The organism is Hymenobacter glaciei (genome assembly GCF_039539585.1).
In the GTDB taxonomy this organism is placed as follows: domain Bacteria; phylum Bacteroidota; class Bacteroidia; order Cytophagales; family Hymenobacteraceae; genus Hymenobacter; species Hymenobacter glaciei.
On sequence record NZ_BAABDK010000016.1, the window covers coordinates 260,598 to 279,110 of the forward strand.

12 protein-coding genes are annotated in these 18,513 nt (G+C 64.3%); 6 read left to right on the forward strand and 6 right to left on the reverse strand.

The genetic code is table 11. The features are described 5' to 3' along the window. Positions 1–197: 197 nt before the first annotated feature. Positions 198–4,586, forward strand: a complete 4,389-nt coding sequence (locus tag ABD837_RS10050) for a T9SS type A sorting domain-containing protein (protein ID WP_345053618.1) — start codon at positions 198–200, stop codon at positions 4,584–4,586. Between the two features lie 81 nt (positions 4,587–4,667). On the opposite strand, the gene ABD837_RS10055 is transcribed toward ABD837_RS10050, so the two are convergent. After that, on the reverse strand, positions 4,668–6,800 hold the full coding sequence (locus ABD837_RS10055; RefSeq protein WP_345053621.1) for a TonB-dependent receptor family protein: 2,133 nt from the start codon (positions 6,798–6,800) through the stop codon (positions 4,668–4,670). A gap of 116 nt (positions 6,801–6,916) precedes the next feature. Here ABD837_RS10055 and ABD837_RS10060 point away from each other — a divergent pair, with 116 nt between their 5' ends. Next, positions 6,917–7,492 (forward strand): hypothetical protein, encoded by a 576-nt coding sequence (locus tag ABD837_RS10060; RefSeq protein WP_345053623.1) that lies wholly within the window; start codon positions 6,917–6,919, stop codon positions 7,490–7,492. A 137-nt stretch (positions 7,493–7,629) separates the two neighbouring features. Here ABD837_RS10060 and ABD837_RS10065 read toward each other — a convergent pair whose 3' ends face one another. Next, a complete protein-coding gene (locus tag ABD837_RS10065; RefSeq protein WP_345053625.1) occupies positions 7,630–9,087 on the reverse strand; it encodes a L,D-transpeptidase family protein in 1,458 nt (485 codons plus the stop codon). A 160-nt stretch (positions 9,088–9,247) separates the two neighbouring features. On the opposite strand from ABD837_RS10065, the gene ABD837_RS10070 reads away from it, so the two are divergent. Further along, positions 9,248–9,805: a hypothetical protein gene (locus ABD837_RS10070; RefSeq protein ID WP_345053628.1), complete on the forward strand. Its 558-nt coding sequence runs from the start codon at positions 9,248–9,250 to the stop codon at positions 9,803–9,805. 138 nt (positions 9,806–9,943) lie between these two features. Beyond that, on the forward strand, positions 9,944–10,198 hold the full coding sequence (locus ABD837_RS10075; RefSeq protein WP_345053630.1) for a hypothetical protein: 255 nt from the start codon (positions 9,944–9,946) through the stop codon (positions 10,196–10,198). Between the two features lie 67 nt (positions 10,199–10,265). On the opposite strand, the gene paaN is transcribed toward ABD837_RS10075, so the two are convergent. Next, the gene (gene paaN, locus ABD837_RS10080; protein ID WP_345053632.1) at positions 10,266–11,924 is read right to left on the reverse strand and encodes a phenylacetic acid degradation protein PaaN; all 1,659 of its coding nucleotides are present in this window, start codon (positions 11,922–11,924) and stop codon (positions 10,266–10,268) included. Positions 11,925–12,258: 334 nt separating this feature from the next. Here paaN and ABD837_RS10085 point away from each other — a divergent pair, with 334 nt between their 5' ends. Further along, positions 12,259–15,096, forward strand: coding sequence for a S8 family peptidase (locus ABD837_RS10085; RefSeq protein WP_345053634.1), 2,838 nt, complete (start codon positions 12,259–12,261; stop codon positions 15,094–15,096). A gap of 9 nt (positions 15,097–15,105) precedes the next feature. Here ABD837_RS10085 and ABD837_RS10090 read toward each other — a convergent pair whose 3' ends face one another. Both ABD837_RS10090 and ABD837_RS10095 read right to left on the reverse strand, forming a co-directional pair. Continuing rightward, on the reverse strand, positions 15,106–16,422 hold the full coding sequence (locus tag ABD837_RS10090) for a Y-family DNA polymerase (protein ID WP_345053637.1): 1,317 nt from the start codon (positions 16,420–16,422) through the stop codon (positions 15,106–15,108). Positions 16,423–16,578: 156 nt separating this feature from the next. After that, on the reverse strand, positions 16,579–17,037 hold the full coding sequence (locus ABD837_RS10095; RefSeq protein WP_345053640.1) for a LexA family protein: 459 nt from the start codon (positions 17,035–17,037) through the stop codon (positions 16,579–16,581). Positions 17,038–17,268: 231 nt separating this feature from the next. Between ABD837_RS10095 and ABD837_RS10100 the strand changes: the two genes are divergently transcribed. Further along, on the forward strand, positions 17,269–17,517 hold the full coding sequence (locus tag ABD837_RS10100) for a hypothetical protein (protein WP_345053642.1): 249 nt from the start codon (positions 17,269–17,271) through the stop codon (positions 17,515–17,517). 131 nt (positions 17,518–17,648) lie between these two features. Here ABD837_RS10100 and ABD837_RS10105 read toward each other — a convergent pair whose 3' ends face one another. Further along, positions 17,649–18,416: a TatD family hydrolase gene (locus ABD837_RS10105; RefSeq protein ID WP_345053645.1), complete on the reverse strand. Its 768-nt coding sequence runs from the start codon at positions 18,414–18,416 to the stop codon at positions 17,649–17,651. Positions 18,417–18,513: the final 97 nt, after the last annotated feature.

Below are 18,513 nucleotides of genomic sequence, written 5' to 3' on the forward strand. Positions count from 1 at the left end.
TACCACCATTTACATTCATTGGAAAAAACATAATAAATATTGCAATAATAAATTTATTTATTAACTTTATAAATAATCCAATTAAATACTTACTTTAATGAAGCTTAAAAACCGCATTCACCCGCCCGAAGGGCCTTAGCATTTGGGCTTGCGCTGCTAGTGCCTTCACCTGTTTCACCTCCTACACCTTTTCTGCAATGACAACAACTACATCATTTCCGACACGGCCCTGTTGGGGGCCGCTTGCCCTGCGCACCCGCACCCTGCTGGTGCGCGCCCTGGGTCTGCTGCTGGCTGGGCTACTGGCGGCTGGCACCGCTTTTGCCGCTCCGGTGCCCTCCTGGGCAACTGGCATGGAGCCGGCTCCGCTGTTTGGCTACCTCACGGGGGCTCGCTGGGCACCGGCGGCGACGCTTCAGGTTAGCAGCACGCACACCAACCCCACGTGCCGGGGCAACGACGGGACGATTACCACGACGGTTATGGGGGGCACCGCTCCATTTACCTACCAGTGGTCGAATGGAGCCACTACGGCCAACCTCAGCGGCCTAGGCCCGGGCTACTATAGCGTGGTCGTAACCGATGCCACGGGCGCGACGGCGCGATGCTTCGCCACAGTTTCCGAATACCTGCGCATTGAGGTCCCTTACATCCTGGTGACGGGGGTGCGGTGCAGCGGCGATGCAACGGGGAGTGTAACCTTGCAGAAATTTGGGGGCGGCACGGCACCCTACACGTTCTTGTGGTCGAACGGGGCTACTACCCAAAACCTAAGCGGGGTGCCTGCTGGCACCTACACCCTCACCATCACCGACGTGAACGGCTGCACGGGCACTGCTTCGGCCACTGTGCCGGCGGCCGTGAGCATGCTGGCCACCGCTGCCCGCACCGACGTGACCTGCGGCGGCAGCGCCACCGGGGCCATTACCTTAAGCGTGAGCGGCGGGGCCAGCCCCTACTCGTTCCGCTGGTCGAACGGGGCCACCACGCAAAACCTGAGCGGCCTGATAGCTGGACCCTACACGGTAACCGTGACGGATGCCAGTGGCTGCACCAGCACCGCCGGCGCGACCATTCTGGAGCCCGCGGCGCTGCGCCTGAACGTCACCAGCCCGCGCCCCAGCTGTTTTGGTGGCAGCACGGGAGGCGCAGGCGCGGCCGTGAGCGGCGGTACCGCTCCGTACACTTATTTGTGGTCGAATGGCGCCACTACCCCCACGCTGAATGGCGTGGCTGGCGGCACCTACACCGTGACCGTAACCGATGCCAACGGCTGCACGGCCAATGGCTCAGCTACCGTAACCGAATCGACCCAGATTACCGCTCTGGCCAGCAAAACCGACGCGACCTGCTACGATGCCAACAACGGTACCGTGACGCTGGCCGTGAGTGGCGGCACTGCTCCGCTCTCTTTCCGCTGGTCGAACGGGGCCACGACGCAAAACCTAAGCGGCCTGGCCCCCGGTACCTACACGGTAACCGTGACGGATGCCAACGGCTGCACGGCTACCTGCGGCGCCACCGTGGGCCGGCCCGTGCAGTTGCTGGCCAGCGCCCAAGCAACTGGCGCGCGGTGCGCCGGCGGCATGGGCAGTATTGACCTTGCTGCCAGTGGTGGCACGGCCCCGCTCACTTACCTATGGTCAAATGGAGCGACCACCCAGGATTTGAGCGGCGTGGTTGCCGGCACCTACTCCGTTACGGTCACCGATGCGAACGGCTGCTCGGCCACGGCCAGCGCCACGGTGGGCGAGCCTGCTCAACTCCGGGCTACTTCGCGGGTGATGGACGCGACCTGCTACGATGCCACCAACGGCTCCGTCGACCTGACAGTGAGCGGCGGCACGGCTCCCTATACATACCTCTGGTCGAACGGCGCTACCACACAGGACCTGGTTGCCCTGCTCGCTGGCACCTATACCGTGACGGTGACTGATGCCAACGGCTGCACCACCACCTGCGGTGGCACCGTGGGCCGGCCCACCCAGTTGCTGGCCAGTGCCCAAGCAACTGGCGCGCGCTGTGCCAGTGGCACCGGCAGCGTAGCTCTCACGGTTAGCGGCGGTACTTCGCCCTTCACGTTTGCCTGGTCGAACGGCGCTACCACACAGAACCTGAGCGCTGTCGGCGCCGGCACTTATTCAGTGACCGTGACCGATGCCAACGGCTGTTCTGCTTCGGCTTCAGCTACCGTGGGCGCGCCTACCCAGTTGCAGGCTTCCGCGCTGGCAACCAACACAACCTGCTACGACGCCACCAATGGCTCCGTTAACCTGACCGTGGCCGGGGGTACATCGCCCTATAGCTACCTGTGGTCGAATGGTGCCACGACGCAAGACCTAAGCGGCCTAGCTCCCGGCACCTACTCGGTGACTGTGACGGATGCCCACGGCTGCACCGCAACCAGCGGGGCCGCTGTGGGCCGCCCCACGCAAGTAGTGGCCAGCGCCCTGGCCATAGGCGCGCGCTGCGCCGGCGGCACGGGCAGCGTAGACCTGACGGCGAGTGGCGGTACGGCTCCGCTTTCGTATCTGTGGTCGAACGGCGCTACCACCCAGGACCTGAATGGTGTGGCTGCCGGCAGCTACTCTGTAACGGTAACCGATGCCAATGGCTGCACGGCTACGGCCTCTGCCACGGTGGGCGCGCCCACCCAGCTTCGGGCCACGGCAACCCCGACCGCCGCCTCGTGCGTGGGCGGCGCTACGGGCAGCGTAACGCTGGCCGTGAGCGGTGGCACGGCTCCGTTCTTCTTCCTCTGGTCGAACGGCGCAACAACGCAAAACCTGACGGGTGTGGCTCCGGGCACTTACTCGGTAACTGTGACCGATGTCAACGGCTGTTCGGCCAGCTGCTCGGCCACGGTGGGTGGTGCTACGGCCATGCGGCCCAGCATCAGCACCACAGCCGCTACGTGCTGCGCAACCAGCAGTGGCCGCGTCGACCTCACGGTAAGCGGCGGCACAGCTCCCTATACCTACTCGTGGTCGAATGGAGCGACTACGCAGGATTTGAGCAATGTGCCCGCCGGTACCTATACCGTCACAATCACCGATGCGTCGGGTTGCACGGCCACGGCTTCGGGTACGGTAACGCAGCCGGCTACGCTGGCACTGCGCACCATGCTCACCAGCCCGTCGTGCTGCAATGCCAGCACCGGGGGCATCGACCTAACGGTGAGCGGCGGCACGTCGCCGTACACGTACTACTGGTCCAACGGGGCCACTACCCAGGATTTGAGTGGTATTCCGGCCGGCACCTATTCGGTTACCGTGACCGACGCCCGCGGCTGCACGGCCAGCACCTCGACCACCCTGACGCAGCCCAACGCCCTGCGCGCCGGCACCAGCAACACCAACCCTACCTGCGCCGGCGCCGATGGCACGGCAACCACCTCGGTTAGTGGCGGCACCGCCCCCTACTCCTACTCCTGGAGCCCCGGCGGACAAACCACGGCCACGGCTACCGGGCTGGGGGCCGGCTCCTACACGGTGACGGTAACTGATGCGCGTGGCTGCACGGCTACGAGTTCGACCACCTTGCTGGCTGCCAACTGCGGCGCCCAGCATTGCACCCTCACGCAGGGAGGCTACGGCAACAGCAACGGCGTTATCTGCAAAGAGCCCACGAAGCGCCGCCTGGAATTGATTGCGGACATGTTCACGGCCACCAACCTGGTGCTGGGAGCCCCCGGCCGCAGCCTCACTTACAGCTACACCGGCGGCACCAGCGCCGCCGCCAGCCAGGCCCGCACGGCCACGGCCCAATGCATCATTGCTAAGATGCCGGCCGGCGGCTCGGCAGCCGCTTTCCCCAGCACGCTGGGCAATGCCAGTGGCTGCGCTGCCTCGTTCCCTTCCGGTTTCTTGCGCAACGGCCGCTTCAACAACGTGCTCGTGGGCCAGACGCTGGCCCTGGCCCTGAACCTGCGCCTCGACAACACCCTGACCGGCGTACCTCTGAGCGCGACGATGACCTCCTACGCCACAATCAACTGCTCGTCGCCCGACTCGCGCGATTACACCGGCATTTCCCGTTCCATTCCGGCCTCCGTGCTCGGCAACCTCGACTACGGCAGTGGCACGGCCACGGTGGGCAGCCTGCTGGCCCTCGCCAATAAGGCCTTGGGCTGCGTTCCCTACGCCAATGGCGGCGGCAACCCCAGCCTCAGCGACATCAACTGCGCGGTAGCCGGCATCAACGAGCTGTTCGACAACTGCCGCATTTTCGACCCTTCGCGCACGCCGGTTTGCCCGGCCCGCACGAGCAGCACCAGCCTGGCTTCGGGCATTGGCCAGTCGCTGGCTGAGGAAAGCAGCATGGCCGAAGCCGGCGCGTTGGCCGCCTTCCCGAACCCCTTCACATCGGCCACGTCGCTGTCGTTTGCCTTGCCCGAAACGGCGAAGTACTCCCTGACGGTGTACGACCTGAAAGGCAGTGAAGTAGCCCGCGTGAGCAGCGGCGAGGCCCAGGGTGGCGTGCGCTACCGCTTTGCTGTGGGCGAGGGCCTACAGGAAGGCGTGTACGTGGCCCGGTTGGTAACCGCCACCGGCACGCAAACCATTCGCCTGAACCTGCTACACTAAGGTTGCAGTCCTGCTTTCGGGCAGTGTGAAAGAGCCGGTCGCGTAAGCAGCCGGCTCTTTTTTTGTGCAATCAGCAGCAAGCTAGAAGCGCCAGCCCAGCTGCGCGCCGCCGTACCAGGCCCGCCCCGGGGCGGGCTGAAAGTAACGCCCGCCAAAGGCGTTGAGGTCGTTGCCGAGGCTGTAGCGGCGGTCAAGGGCATTGTCGATGCCAGCGTAGATGTTGGCTTCGAGATGCCCGGCCAGCGTGCGCCGCCAGCCGCCCCGCGCCCCCAACACCCAGTAACCGGCCGCTTCCTCGGTATTGGCATCGTTGAGCACAACCCGGGCCTGGTGGCTCAAGCTGGGGCTGAGGTAAAAGCCGAGCCGCTCGCTGAAATCGAGCCCCGCGCTGAGCGTGTGGGGCGTGGTGCCCGTGAGACGGTTGCCGCTGAAGTCGACCCCGCTGCTCGCGTAGCTGCCGAACCGGAAGTCGTTGTAGGCGTAACTGGCCCAGGCGCGCAGGCCCCGCCCGGTCATCTGCACGTTGTCGGGCGCATTGGGCACCACTGCCATCTCGTGCCACAGCCACCCGCTCAGAGCCGCTTCGAGGCCGCGCTGGTGGGTGCGGCCGGTGTTGCGAAACACCACAATGCCCTGCGCCGTGCTGCTGCTGACGATGGTTTCGCGCAGCTCCAAATCGAACACGCTCACGTCGTAGTTCAGCCGGTCGCCAAACAGCTGCCCGCGGGCGCCCACCTCGTAACTGGTGCCGCGCTCGGCCTGCAGGTCGGCGTTCAGGCTGCCGTCGGAGGGGCGGATTTCTTCTACCGTGGGCGGCGAAAAACCGGTGCTTATGCTGGCGTAAGCGGCCAGGGCCGGGGCAAATTCCTTCAGCAGCGCCACGCGGGGCGACACCACCGGCCGAAAGTTGCGGGCGAACTGGTAGCCGGTGGGGTTGGTGGCGGCCGCGCTGCTGCGCACGATGCCGTAGCGCAGGCGGTTGTAGCTGGCAGCAGCGGTTAAGAGCAGGCCGGCCGGCAGCTCATAGTCGGCCTGCGCAAACACGAAGCCGGTGCTGGTGGTGATGTCGTCGTCGTAGCGCAGCGCGCCGGGTTTGCCGCCCACATTCAGGTAGCTGCGGCCATTAGCCAGGCTGCCCTGAAACTCGCCGCCGCCCTGCAGCCGCAGCGGGCGGCCGGCCAGGGCTGTGCGCCAGCGCAGCGCCGTGCGCCCGCCCCCGCCCACGGCCGTGCCCAACTGGTAATCGACCAGAAACGGGGTACGCAGGGCCGAGCCGCTGCCGTAGAGCGTGGTTTGCAGGTCGAGCCGGTCGCTGAAACGGTACTCGTGGGTGAGGCCCAGCAGCCCGGTGCGCGAGGCGTAGTAGGCTTGCTGGGCCACAGTGCCGGGCGCGGCGGCCGTGCCGGGCCGCGCCTGCCGCGGGTCGGCGGCGAACTGTGCCCGGGTGAGCCCGCCAGGCAGCTGGTAGCTGATGTCGGCGTAGAGCAGGTGCGCGGCCAGCGTGGTGTTGGGCGAGGCCGTGGTGCGCACGTCGAGGGCCAGCACGTTGCGCTGCAGGGCGCTTTGCTGGCGGTAGCCGTCGAGGCTTTGGTGGGCGTATTGGGCGCGCACGCTGGTGGTAGCGCTGCCCGTTTCGGCCGCGATGGTGCTGCGGCGCAGGCCATAGCTGCCCACCGTGGCCCCCACGGCCACCCGGCTGGTGCCAGCAGCCACGGTTGGCGTTTCGAACCGGGCCACGCCGCCGGTGCCCGCCCCGTACACGCTGCCGGCGGGGCCTTTCAGCACTTCGAGCCGACCAATAATGGCGGGGTCGAGCAAATTGAGGGGTGTACTGCCGCCCGCGTCGGTGAACGGCAGGCCGTTGTAGTACACCTTCACGTTGCGCACCCCAAACGGCGAGCGCAGCGTGCTGCCCCGAATGCTGAGGCGGTAACTGGCCGTGGCGCGCTCCTCCAGCCGCACGCCGGGCAGCGTGTTCACGGCCTGGGTGAGAGCAGCGGGGCTGAACTGCTCAATCACGCGGGCATCGAGCACGCCCACGGCCGCCGCCGTGCGGCGCAGCGGCAGCTGCTGCCCGTAGCCGGTGACGGTAGCGGCGGGCAGGGCCACGGTGCGGGTGGTATCGGTGGGCGTTTGGGCGCGGGCAACAATAGTTAGAGTCAGCAGCGCGGGCAGCCAGTACCACCATTGTGGCCGGGAACGAATTGGTATCATGTAAAAAACAAGCTCGGAACGAGACAGACCAGTGCCATACGTGAATTGTTGCCTGGCCGCGTACTTTCTGGCCAGTTCCAACCGTTGAGCACCATATTTCATACTGCGCCGCTGCCATGCACTTCCACCTGCCCCGCCGCCACCGTCGCCGCCTGTTGCTTCCACCGGGCCTGCTGGCGCTGGCGGGGCTGCTGCTGCTGGGGTGTTTGGCGCTACGCCCGTGGCAGGAGCGGTTGAAGCAGCGCAGTTGGATTGATTTACGACTGCCACCACGGCCGGTTTCAGATTTGATTTGGCCAACAATAGACCGTGAAGAGCATTGCTTGGATTATAAAACAATTCGAATACTAAAAAAAGAGTTTCGCTATTCCCTGCTTCCTCATTTCCGCCAGTGGTCTACTCTGACAATTGGTCAAAGTCAGCAAGCCGATTCTTTAGCCATTCGCCAGTTCCGAACCCTACTTCATAGCGTTGGAAAACACCCCAATTGGGGAAGTGGCGGACTTCGGATTTACTTTACCCCAAACGCCCGTTACTCATCCTTGATTAATGTCTTGGACTTAGCAAATCGATATAGGCTTCAGCAATATTTTATTGATATCAACCATCCGCCGATTACATTTTATGCATACACCAGCTATTTCGCTTCCGACACCAATCGCCTAGTTTGCAAGCCACTAACCTTCCGATAGACACCTAGTTTTTCGTAAAGCAGAATAGATAAGCTTGGCGCGAGACAGATGCCGCTAGCCCCACTGACACTCATGTTTCTGCTAAACACTCGTCGTCCACTGGCACATAAGCCGGTAATGCGGACTTTGTAGTCGCGCTACTTCGGGCAATACAACGCCTCGCGTAGCACCTGGTCCTGCCCGTAAATATCCCGGAAGAAGCGCAGGTGCCCATTTTCTGCTGTGACGGTAGCGTACCGAATAAAAATGGGCAGCGGCCGGCGCAGCAGCACTTCCTGCGGCGGGCTTTGGCGGGCCTGGGCGGCCGTGGGCAGCGGCGTGGGGTTACCCTCGCGGCGCAGCAGCCAGGCCGCCAGCTCGCGCGGGCGTTCCACCCGAATGCAGCCGTGGCTGAGGGCGCGGTTGGCCTGGGCGAACAGGTAGCGCTCGGGCGTGTCGTGCAGGTACACGAGGTAGGGGTTGGGAAAGTGAAAGACAACGTTGCCCAGCACGTTGCGCGGCCCCGCGTCCTGCTGAATGGTATACTTGAACGTCTGCTCCGTCACCTCACTCCAGGCTATGGTCCGGGGATTGCGGCGCTGGTGGCGGCCGTCATACACGGCCAGGTCGCTGGCGGCCAGGAAGCTGGGGTCGTCCTGCAGGCGGGGCAGCATTTCCTGGCTGGCAATGGAGTACGGCACGTTCCAGACCGGGGCCAGGGTGAAGTACTTGATGCGGCTACGCAGCGTGGGCGTGGGCGTGGCGGGCTTGCCCACAATCACCCGGGCGCGGCGTTTCACGGTGTCGTGTCCCATTACTAGCAGCTCGAAAGCGGGGATGTTTACCAGCAGGTATTCAGACTCGGCGATGGGTTCGGCGCGCCAGCGTTCCAGGTTCAGGGCAATGCGCTCGAAGCGCAGGCGGTGGTGGGCCACCACCGAATCGGGCGGGCCGGGCGCCTGGGCCAGCCACTGCGCCAGCGCCAGCTGCAGCTGGCGATACTCGGGGTTAGCCGGCTGGCTAGCCAGCAGCGTCGCCGACAGTGCACCACCGGCCAAAGCGGCGCGGAGTTGGGCCGCGGCCTCGGCCGGCTGCCGCACGCGGTGCCGGCGGCCGTGCTTCAGGTCGTGCGCGAAGGCCAGCACGGCATCGGTCAGGGACACTTCGTAGCGGACCAGCTGCAGCTGGCGGGCCGTGGCCGGCGCGGGCATGGCCAGCGAATCGCGGAGGCTCAACAGGCTGGCAACGCCGTAGTCGGCCGGTTGCAGGCCATAAACCCAGGCCCGGGCCAGTAGCGCCAGCACTTCCTGGGCCGGGTGGCTCAGGCTATCGCCCACCAGCCAGGCCGGAATTGCAACCGGTTTGTAAAATGCCTGCACCGCTGCCGCCCGGTGGTTTTGTCCACTGCGGGCCGACTGACCCGGGGTTACAGAGTCGAACCTGGCCCGTAGCAGCTGGGCCACGGTGGGCGGCCCGGGGTGCATGGTCGAAACCGCAGGCAACCCAACGACCGACTGCGCCGCCTGAACCGTCGGCCCGCCCGCCGTGCGGCAGCTACTCGCCACTAAAGCCAGGCCGAAGCAGCTGCTGCGCAGGTATCGGCCGAGGGAAAGCATGACGAATTCGGAATAATGATGACTGCTCGTCTTAAATATAAGAAATTAAACTCTTCTATGCTTCACAATTAATTGGTAGGGCGTAATCGGACCGGCTGCTACCTTCGAAAACGAACCGCGCCACCCGACGCCAACCATTCGGCCGCGCCCGTTCCCCATTATGCCAGCCCTCTCGCCCGACCTGCGCCGCGCCCTGCTCGACCTGCCCCCGAAAGAAAAAGACCAGCTCCTCACCCGCCTCGTGGCCCAGGATGCCGTCCTCACCGAGCAGCTCGCATTTCGGCTGCTCGAAGGCCCTGAAGCCCTCGAAACCCGGCGCGCCACCCTGCGCACCCAGGTCGACGACCCGGTGCGGGGGTTCCACCCCACCCCCAACGACCTGCTCGTGATTCTGCGGCAGCTGCAGGCCCGGCTGGCCTACCACACCAAAATCACGGGCGACGTATTTGGCGAAATCGAGCTGAGCTGGCGCCTGCTGCACAACGTGTTCCAGCACCAGCCCGCTACCACGGCCCGGCTGCACGGCCCCACCCAGCCCCTGCTCCAACACCTGGCCAAGCGCACCCACGAAGCCTTGAAACAAACCGCCAGGCTGCACGAAGACTACCACCTCGAATTGGCCGACACCGCCAACGCCGTGCTGGCCGCTCTCTGGCAATCGGGGGCTGCTCCGCTGGCGCGCGAGTTGGGCTTGCCCCAGTCTTTTGCTAAGCAGTAACATTCTGGCACAGTTTTGAAACAGGGTGGTTTTCAAGCTTCGGCCAGCATCCTTTCCGGCAAAACTGCAGTACAAGGAGCTAACAGCCAGCTAGTGGCTTGGTATTATCCCTCTTCCGCTTTTTAGACTCCTATTATCATGAATAAGCTTTCTCTTCTCCTCCTTTTTGCTTTCAGCCTGAGCACCGCGGGCGTAGCCACGGCACAGAACCGTCCCAAAGGCAACCTCAAACGCGCCTTCAAACATGAATCGGGAGCCGGCGCGGGCAAAAACAACAAAGCCCAGTTCCGCCGCGAGAACATTCGCCCGGTTATCGACCTGAACCCCCACAGTCTGGAGAAATTTAAAACCGCTAAGGCTAACAAGCACTACCGGTTCGGCAAAGGGCATTAAAACAAAACCGCCGCTTCTCTCGAAGCGGCGGTTTTGTTTTAATAAACAATGATCTATTGTTCTCTGATTAAGCCACCGGCTCGCGGAAGCCAACCCAGGTGAAGCGTTTGATAACAAACTCGGGGTTGGTGAAGCTGGCGTTGCCGGCCGGGTTGCCGCCCGTCACGTGGAAGTCGGAGAAGCCGGCGTTCTGGTTCACGTAGATGCCGCCGGTGAGGTTGAAGCTAACGGGCGTGCCGGCCAGGCTCATCTCGTCCATAATCTGCTCCTTAATGGCGGAGTCGGTGGTGTAGGCGCCGCACGAAATAGCGCCGTGCTCGCGGGCCAGCTGCGCCGCCAGGTGGATGCTTTCTTGGGTATCTTTGGTCTTGATAACCAGCATAATCGGGCCGAACAGCTCCTGGCTAAACTGCTCTACTTTCTCGGAGCCAATTTCGTGAATGCTCGGCGAGCAGGTGCGCGCGTTCTGGAACACCGGGTTGTCGACGGTGCCGTGGGCCAGAATGCTGCGGCCGCCGTCGAAGGCCAACTGCTTCACGCGGTCGTGCGTGATTTCACTCTGGATGGCGCCGAACACGTGGGGGCCAGCTTTGGGGTTGGTGGCCAGGCCCGTTACGGCGGCCGAGAGCTTCTGCACCACGTCTTCGTAGGGCACCAGCGCGCCGGCTACTTGCACGCCGGCAGCCGGGATGAAAAAGTTTTGCGGGGCCGTGCACATCTGGCCCGAGTACAGGCTCACGGAAAAGGCCAGGTTCTGGGCCACTTTGTCGAGGTCCTCGCAGCTGTCGAGGATGATGCTGTTGACGCCGGTTTTCTCGGTGAAAACGGTTTTGCCCTTCAGCCCCTCGATGTATTCGCCGAAAGCCGAGCCGCCGGTGTAGTCGATGAGCTTGATGGCGGGGTTTTCGGCCAGCTCCTTGGTGATGAGGCGGTCGTCGGCATCCACGGCCAACTGGCAGATGCACGGGTTGAAGCCATTATCAGCCAGCACCTTCTGTACTTCGGCCACCACAATAGCAATGGGCAGCACCGCTTTGGGGTGGGGCTTGATGATGGTGGGGTTGCCGGTTACGAGCGAGGCAAACATGCCGGGCACCGTGTTCCAGGTTGGGAACGTGGAGCAGCCGATGACCAAGGCCAAGCCTTTGGGCACGGCGCGCCAGGTTTTGTTGAGGGTGATGCTGTACTTGCCCATGGGCTTCTCCCAACGGGTTTCTTCGGGAAAGCGGGTTTGCTCCTCGTAGCCGGCGGCGATGGCCTCCAGGGCGCGGTCGGCGGCGTGCGGGCCGCTGGCCTGAAACGACATCATGTAGGCCTGCCCCGTGGTGTGCATGGTGGCGTAGGCAATCTCGAAGAAGCGGTTTTTCATGCCCTCGAGTGCCTCCGTGAGCAGGGCCGCGCGCAGGGCCGGCTTCAGCTTGCGCCACTCGCCAAAAGCGCCCTGGGCGTTGGCAACCAGCGTGTCAGGCGCAAAGTACGGGTATTTGATATCGAGCGACTTTTGCTCGTAGGGCGACTCTTCCTGGCCGGCCCAGCCCTGGGGTTCGCCCTGCTGCAGCTCGGTGAAGTGCTGGCCGCGCATGGCGGCAAACTTCTCGCGGCCCTGCGCGTCGGCATCGGCCCCGTAGATTTCGGGCGAGGGGTTTTCGGGGAAAGCGGCGTAGAACGTGCGCCCGTGCAGGGCCTGCACGGCGGCGTCGAGGGTAGCCTGGTGCTTGTTAATCATCGGGGGTGGGTCGGGTTGATTTAGGGAAGACTTTGGTGCGGCCGCCGGGCCGCCCCGCAAGTTACGGCAGCCCGCCAGATGCGGGCGGGGAAGTTGGAGTTAGGGGGGTAAGTCAGAACGGTCATTTAAGAACGTCATGCAGAGCGCAGCGAAGCATCTTGCCTCGGGAAGCTAATCGATGCTGTGGTCACGATTGGTTTACCACTACACGCGAGATGCTTCGCTGCGCTCTGCACGACGTTCTGACGAAGCCTTCCCTACCCGCAGTTCGAACCCTGCTGCCCTATGTAATGTAGTAGCTTTACTTATCCCCTTTCACCGGTTATTCTGCCTGATGAAAAACACGTTACGCGCATTCCTATACCTGTTTTTAATTGGACTGACGGCCCAGCTGCATGCCCAGTCCACGCCGCCGACCATCCCCGGCCAGCTGGTGCTGAAGCTGCGCCCCGGCCAGTCGCCGGCGGTGCTTGAAACAGCCCTGCACACGCTGGCAGCCGGCGCGCTCAACCAAAAATTCCCGCACGCAGCAGCGCCGAGCGCCGAGCGGCCCGGCAGCGTGGATTTGCGCGGCATCTTTCAGTTTCGGACGACCGCGGCCCTGAGTAAGGCGCGCGCGGTGCTGCTGGCTACCGGCGCGGTCGAGTACGTCGAGCCGCTCTACATCCGCCAGCCCCAGTACCAGCCCAACGACCCGTTCGCCGACTCTACGCTTACCAGCCTCACGGTCAGCCAATACTACCTGAAGCAGATTAAGGCCTACCGCGCCTGGGACATCACACGCGGCGATAGCAGCATCGTTATCGGCATCACCGACGGCGGATTCCGGCTTACCCACGTCGAGTTGGCCCCCCAGATTAAGCACAACTACGCCGACCCCATCAATGGCCTTGACGACGACCGCGACGGCTACATCGACAACTTCACGGGCTGGGATGTAGCGAATAACGACAACGACCCGGGCTACGATGTTGCCATTGTGCACGGCACGCTGGTAGCGGGGGTGTCGTCGGCCCGCGTCGACAACGGCCAGGGCATTGCCGGGCTGGGCAACAAGTGCCGGTTTCTGCCGCTGAACATTTACCCCAACACGCCCACCGGCACTTTCGCCGGCGTTGAGGCGGTGGTGTATGCGGCCGACCACGGCTGCCAGGTCATCAACATGAGCTGGGGCGGGCCGGGCGGTTACTCGCAGTTCGAGCAGGACGCCATGACCTACGCCGCCGTGAACCGCGACGCCGTACTGATAGGCGCCGCCGGCAACACCAACGCCGACCTCGATTTCTACCCCGCCAGCTACCAGCACGTCGTTTCCGTGTCGGGCGTCGACAACACCGACACCAAAGTGGGCAGTGCCACCTTCAGCCACCGCGTCGACCTCACGGCGCCCGGCGTCAGCATTCTCACCTGCTACGGCTACCACCTGGCCAACGGCGGCGGCCCGGCCGACAACGACTACACGGCCGTGGGCGGCACCTCCTTTGCCGCGCCACTGGTGGCGGGCGCCGCGGCCCTGGTGCGCCGGCAGTTTCCCACCTATACCTCCGACCAGGTAGCAGCCCGCCTGCGTCAGACCACTTCACCAACCGACCAGTTGCCCGCCAACGCTGCCTGGGTCGGGCGCCTTGGCACCGGCCGCCTCGACGTGCTGGCTGCCCTTACCCGCGCCAACCTCACCGAGGCCCGGGTGGTGAGCAGCACCTTCGCCCCAGCCCGCGCCGCCTACGCCCCGGGCGAAACCATTAACCTGACGGCCAGCGTCCAGAATCTACTGGCCCCGGTGACGGGCCTCACCGTCACGCTCACCTCGCTCTCGCCCTACCTCGCGGTGACGGCGGGCAGCTTTGCGGTGGGCAGCCTGGCCACGCTGGGGCGGGCCGACAACGCGACTGCGCCCTTCCGACTGACTGTAGCGGCCAGCGGCATTCCGCTGAATGCAAAGGCTACTCTGCGCTACCGCCTCACCGCGGCGGGCGGCTTCCAGCTCGACCAGTACGTGGATGTTATTTTGAACCCCGATTATGTGGTGCTCGACGCCAACGACCTGCGCCTGACCCTGACCAGCCGCGGCAACCTGGGCTACGACAACATCTTCGGTACCGTGGGCGCGGGCCTGAGCTACCGGGGCAGCGGCAACCTGCTCAGCGAAGGCGGCCTGATGCTGGCCACCACGCCCACCCGCGTATCCGACCGCCTGCGCAGCACCCGCGGCCAGATGCGGCAGTCGTTTTTCAGCCTGCGCCAGGCCACCCGCCAGCAGCCCGGCCCCCGCGCCGACCAAGAAGCCCGCATTGCGTTCCAAGACTCGATTCCGGCGGCCGGGGCTGCGGCGCGCAGTGTGGGCGTAGCCGTGCGCCAGCGGGCCTACGCCTGGGCCACGCCCGGCCGCCGCGACTTTGTGGTGCTCGAATACTCGCTCAAAAACCTCACTGCCGACACCCTCAAACCCCTGTACGCCGGCATTTTCACCGACTGGGACCTGCCCACGCCCGACGGTGCCGCCCACAACGCAGCAGCTTATGACAGCGCCCGTACCCTGGCGTATTCTTATGCACTGGGCCAATTGCCGGCCACGCCCGCGCCGGGCACCTACGCGGGCCTGCGGCTGCTGCGTGGCGGTGCGCCAGCCGTGTATTCCATCGATGGGGCCGCGCCCGCTGGCAGCCCCGTGCGCTTGGCTGATGGGTTCTCGCCGGCCGAAAAATTCCGGACCCTGAGCAGCGGCACCGCCCGCGCCCAGCGCACCGCCGGCCTCCCCAACGGCTCCGACGTGATGCAGGTGCTGGGCACCCGGCTGGCCCGCCTGGCCCCCGGCGACTCGGCCACCGTGGCCTTCGCGGTGCTGGCGGCCCCTACCCTGGCCCAACTACAGGCATCTTCTGATGCGGCGGCGCAGCTCTACGCTACGGTGTTGCCCACGCGGGCATCGGCGCAGCTGGCGGGGTTCAGTGCTTACCCCAACCCAACCACCGGTCTGCTGCGGGTGGAAGTACCGGCTGATTTTGGCCTGCGGGAAATTCAGGTGCGCAACACGCTGGGGCAGCTGGTGCGGCGGCAGGTGGCTAGCGGCACGACAGCGACCATTAGCCTAACGGGGCTGGCGCCGGGGCTGTATCTGTTGAAAATGCAGGGTACTGATTCAGTATCGAGCCGGCCCGTGGAAGTGCGGTAGCAGCAACTATTAGCGTAACTGCCACAGCCCTTCCCAACTGGTGGTGTAGAGCGGCGACCGGTGCGCCGCGCGGCCGGCCCAAGTGGGTGACTGCCGGCTCGCACCAGCGGCTGCCAGCCGCACTACGGTCTTGCCAAACCGGCGGTTGAGCTGGTCGAGCGTAGCCATAAGCTGCTCGCGTTGCGGTGCGGGCGCGGCGACAGTCTCGAACAAGCCAAGCTGAACCGCGCCGGGCCGCTCCAAGCCGCTCAGCAGCACACCGGCGCGGTGGTAAGCCATGCCCGGCTGCCGTAGCCGGGCCAGCCCCTGCAAGGCCGCCTGCGTGAGGCAGGCGGTGTCGGCGGTAGCAGCCGGCAAGCTCACCACGGCCGTGTGGGTGCTGGGCCCGCCGGTGGCCGCGTATTTGTCAGTGCCGAGGATGACCGTGACCAAATGGGCACCCAGGCCGTGGCGACGCAGCTTTTCGGCGGCTTTGGCGGCGAAGGTAGCCACGGCTTCGGCCAGCGCGGCGGGCTCGTGCTGGGGCCGGCCAAAGGAGCGGGTACAGGTTGCGCTGTGGCGGGCGGCCCCACTGGCCGGCAGAGGCTCCCCGTCATCGTCCCATTCAGCCGGGTTCCAGTCGAGGCAGGGCTGGCCGTGCAGCTCGCGCCACAGGCGCTGGCCCACCACACCACCCAGGTGGCGGCGCAACCAGGCCTCGGGTAGGGCGGCCAGGGCTGCGCCGGTGGTAATGTTCATTTCCTGCAGCTTGCGGGCGTAGCGCCGGCCCACGCCCCAGATGCTTTCCACCGGGGCTTGGGCCAGGGCGGCTTGCCAGCGGGCAGCGGTATCGAGCAACACCACGCCGCTGCCACATTGCCTGCGAGCCAGCCGGTTGGCCAGCTTGGCCAGCGTTTTGGTGGGCGCGATGCCTACGCAGGTCGGAATACCGGTTTGCCGCCGCACCCGTGCTTTCACCTTGGCCCCGTAAGCCAGCAGGTCGGGCGCGAGCAGGTGCATGCCGCCAAAATCCAGAAAAGCCTCGTCGATGGAATACACCTCCACCCCAGCCGCAAAGCCGCTCAGTACCTGCACTACGCGCCGGCTCATGTCGCCGTACAGGCCATAGTTCGACGAGAACACCTGCACGCCGTGCTGGGCTAGTAGCGGCCGGGCCAGGTGGAAGGGCTCGCCCATGGCAAAGCCCAGGGCTTTGGCTTCGTCGGAGCGCGAAATCAGGCAGCCGTCGTTGTTACTGAGCACCACCACGGGCCGGCCTTCGAGGCGTGGGGCGAAAACCCGCTCGCAGGAAACGTAAAAATTATTGCAGTCGACCAGAGCGTACATCTGAATATAGCAGGTTAAAAAGACTCGTTCAGCGAGGTTCGCCGGGGATTCACCGATTGGAGCAGTACCCATCACCAGCGGGCAGGCATCTTTAGCAGCAGAAGCCGGCTTGGCCTGTGCGGGCAGCCAGGACGAAGACCGAGTTCGACCAGTAGGTTATTTCACCCCGAAAACCGGCCCAGCGCTCAGCGAATGAATTACGTGCGTAACGACTCCCCACACCACCAGCCCCGCTTCGGGGCTCACCGGCAGCGGCGGGTAGCGGCTGTTTTCGGCCACCAGCCAGGGCTCGCCAGCCCGCAGCTGCAGGCGCTTGATGGTGTGCTCGCCTTCGACTACGGCCACCACAATGCTGCCGTGCACCGCCCGCAGGGCCCGGTCCACGGCCACCAAATCGCCGGGGTGAATGCCCGCTCCGGTCATCGAGTCGCCGCTAACGCGCGCCAGAAATGTGGAGGCCGGGTTGCGAAACAGGAAGCGGGTGAGGTCAAACGACGGGTCGACGTGGTCGTCGGCCGGCGAGGGGAAGCCCGCCGGGATGGGGCAACCGAACAAGGGCATCTCGCGAGTAGGGAGGCAGGAAGCCGAAATAAAATCGTGGAGTGATGCAAGCATTGGGCAAGCCGCGCGTCTATAAAAAGAAAGCGGGATGCTATTTACTAATTAATTTAGCTTATTGTTTCCTGCCGGTCTTGGCAATCCATATTACTACCGCAGTCGTACATCGACTACGTTCATGGAATACTCACGTCATTCTGCGCAAAATGGGGCACTATTCTTTGCAAATGACTAAAAAATATTTCTACCAAAATTTTTAGTTTTACTCCTCATAAATTATCTTTGGGTATGTCAAACGTGAAGCTCCCTACGCCGCTGCCTGTGCAGCAATTTGCCCGTTGCGTGAACAACGCGCAACGTCCAGCCGACTACGTTGGCGACTGGCCCGAGGCGGGCCAGGTGTACGCTGTGCGCGTATTGCCGCACGTGCGCACCGGCCTGCCGCAGGTGCACGTACTCGGCTTCTACGCCGAGCGGCCCTACGGCGCTTTCGCCGTCCACCGCTTTGAGAGCGTAGCCGATGTGTGGCTGAATTAACGCCATATACTAAGCTGGTTGGGGTAACGCCCCCCCCTTTGGCCTGATTCTATTGTCCATTAAAAAGCCCCGCCCGGGCCACCGTCATTCAACGACGGCAGCCCGGGCGGGGCTTTTGTTGTGCAGGCAGGCTACAGGTTGAACAAAGCGGCCGCGTTGCGGGTGGTGGCTTCGGCTACTTCGGCCTCGGGCCGGCCCAGCAACGACGCCACCCGGCGCAGCACCAGCGGCAGGTAGGCGGGCTCGTTGCGCTTGCCCCGGTGGGGTACCGGCGCGAGATAAGGGCAATCGGTTTCGAGCAGCAAATGCTCCAGCCCAATGCCGGGCAGCACCTTGTCGGCGCCGCCGTTCTTGAAGGTCGCCACCCCACCAATGCCCAGCATAAACCCCAGCCCGACAACCTGAGCGGCCTCCTCGGGCGTGCCGGAGAAGCAGTGAAACACGCCGCGCAGGGTGCCATCCTGGGCAGCTTCGACCAGCGCCACGGTTTCGGCGAAGGCCTCGCGGGTGTGCAGCACGATGGGCAACTGGTGCTTTTTAGCCAACTCCAACTGGATTTTCAAGGCCTCCTGTTGTTCGGCCAGCAGGGTTTTATCCCAATGTAAGTCGAGCCCGGCTTCGCCTATGGCGGCGAAAGGACGACGGTCGAGCCAAGTTTCAACCTCGTACAGCTGCTGCTCGAAACCGCGCGCGACCGAACACGGGTGCAGGCCCATCATGGCAAAGCAGGTTTCGGGGGCTGCGGCTTCGAGCTCCAGCATCGCATCGATGCTGCTGTGGTCGATGTTGGGCATCACGATGGTGCGCACGCCGGCCTCCTGAGCGCGCTGCAGGGCATCGAGGCGGTCGGGCCGAAACTGTTCGGAGTAGAGGTGAGCGTGTGAGTCGGTAATGTGCATAGCAAAGAGAGAATAGCGTAGGCAAAGGTCGGGCGCGCGTGCCAAATTGGTCGCCGTCGCAGCTATTGTTAAAGGGCTGTCATTCCGACGCAGAAGG

Excerpts from the sequence above, each read along its gene's own strand:
- ABD837_RS10100 (WP_345053642.1), top strand. The coding sequence starts at position 17,269 with ATGTCAAACGTGAAGCTCCCTACGCCGCTGCCTGTGCAGCAATTTGCC.
- ABD837_RS10075 (WP_345053630.1), top strand. The coding sequence starts at position 9,944 with ATGAATAAGCTTTCTCTTCTCCTCCTTTTTGCTTTCAGCCTGAGCACC.
- ABD837_RS10085 (WP_345053634.1), top strand. The coding sequence starts at position 12,259 with ATGAAAAACACGTTACGCGCATTCCTATACCTGTTTTTAATTGGACTG.
- ABD837_RS10060 (WP_345053623.1), top strand. The coding sequence starts at position 6,917 with ATGCACTTCCACCTGCCCCGCCGCCACCGTCGCCGCCTGTTGCTTCCA.
- ABD837_RS10050 (WP_345053618.1), top strand. The coding sequence starts at position 198 with ATGACAACAACTACATCATTTCCGACACGGCCCTGTTGGGGGCCGCTT.
- ABD837_RS10065 (WP_345053625.1), bottom strand. The coding sequence starts at position 9,087 with ATGCTTTCCCTCGGCCGATACCTGCGCAGCAGCTGCTTCGGCCTGGCT.
- paaN (WP_345053632.1), bottom strand. The coding sequence starts at position 11,924 with ATGATTAACAAGCACCAGGCTACCCTCGACGCCGCCGTGCAGGCCCTG.
- ABD837_RS10055 (WP_345053621.1), bottom strand. The coding sequence starts at position 6,800 with ATGATACCAATTCGTTCCCGGCCACAATGGTGGTACTGGCTGCCCGCG.
- ABD837_RS10090 (WP_345053637.1), bottom strand. The coding sequence starts at position 16,422 with ATGTACGCTCTGGTCGACTGCAATAATTTTTACGTTTCCTGCGAGCGG.
- ABD837_RS10070 (WP_345053628.1), top strand. The coding sequence starts at position 9,248 with ATGCCAGCCCTCTCGCCCGACCTGCGCCGCGCCCTGCTCGACCTGCCC.
- ABD837_RS10105 (WP_345053645.1), bottom strand. The coding sequence starts at position 18,416 with ATGCACATTACCGACTCACACGCTCACCTCTACTCCGAACAGTTTCGG.
- ABD837_RS10095 (WP_345053640.1), bottom strand. The coding sequence starts at position 17,037 with ATGCTTGCATCACTCCACGATTTTATTTCGGCTTCCTGCCTCCCTACT.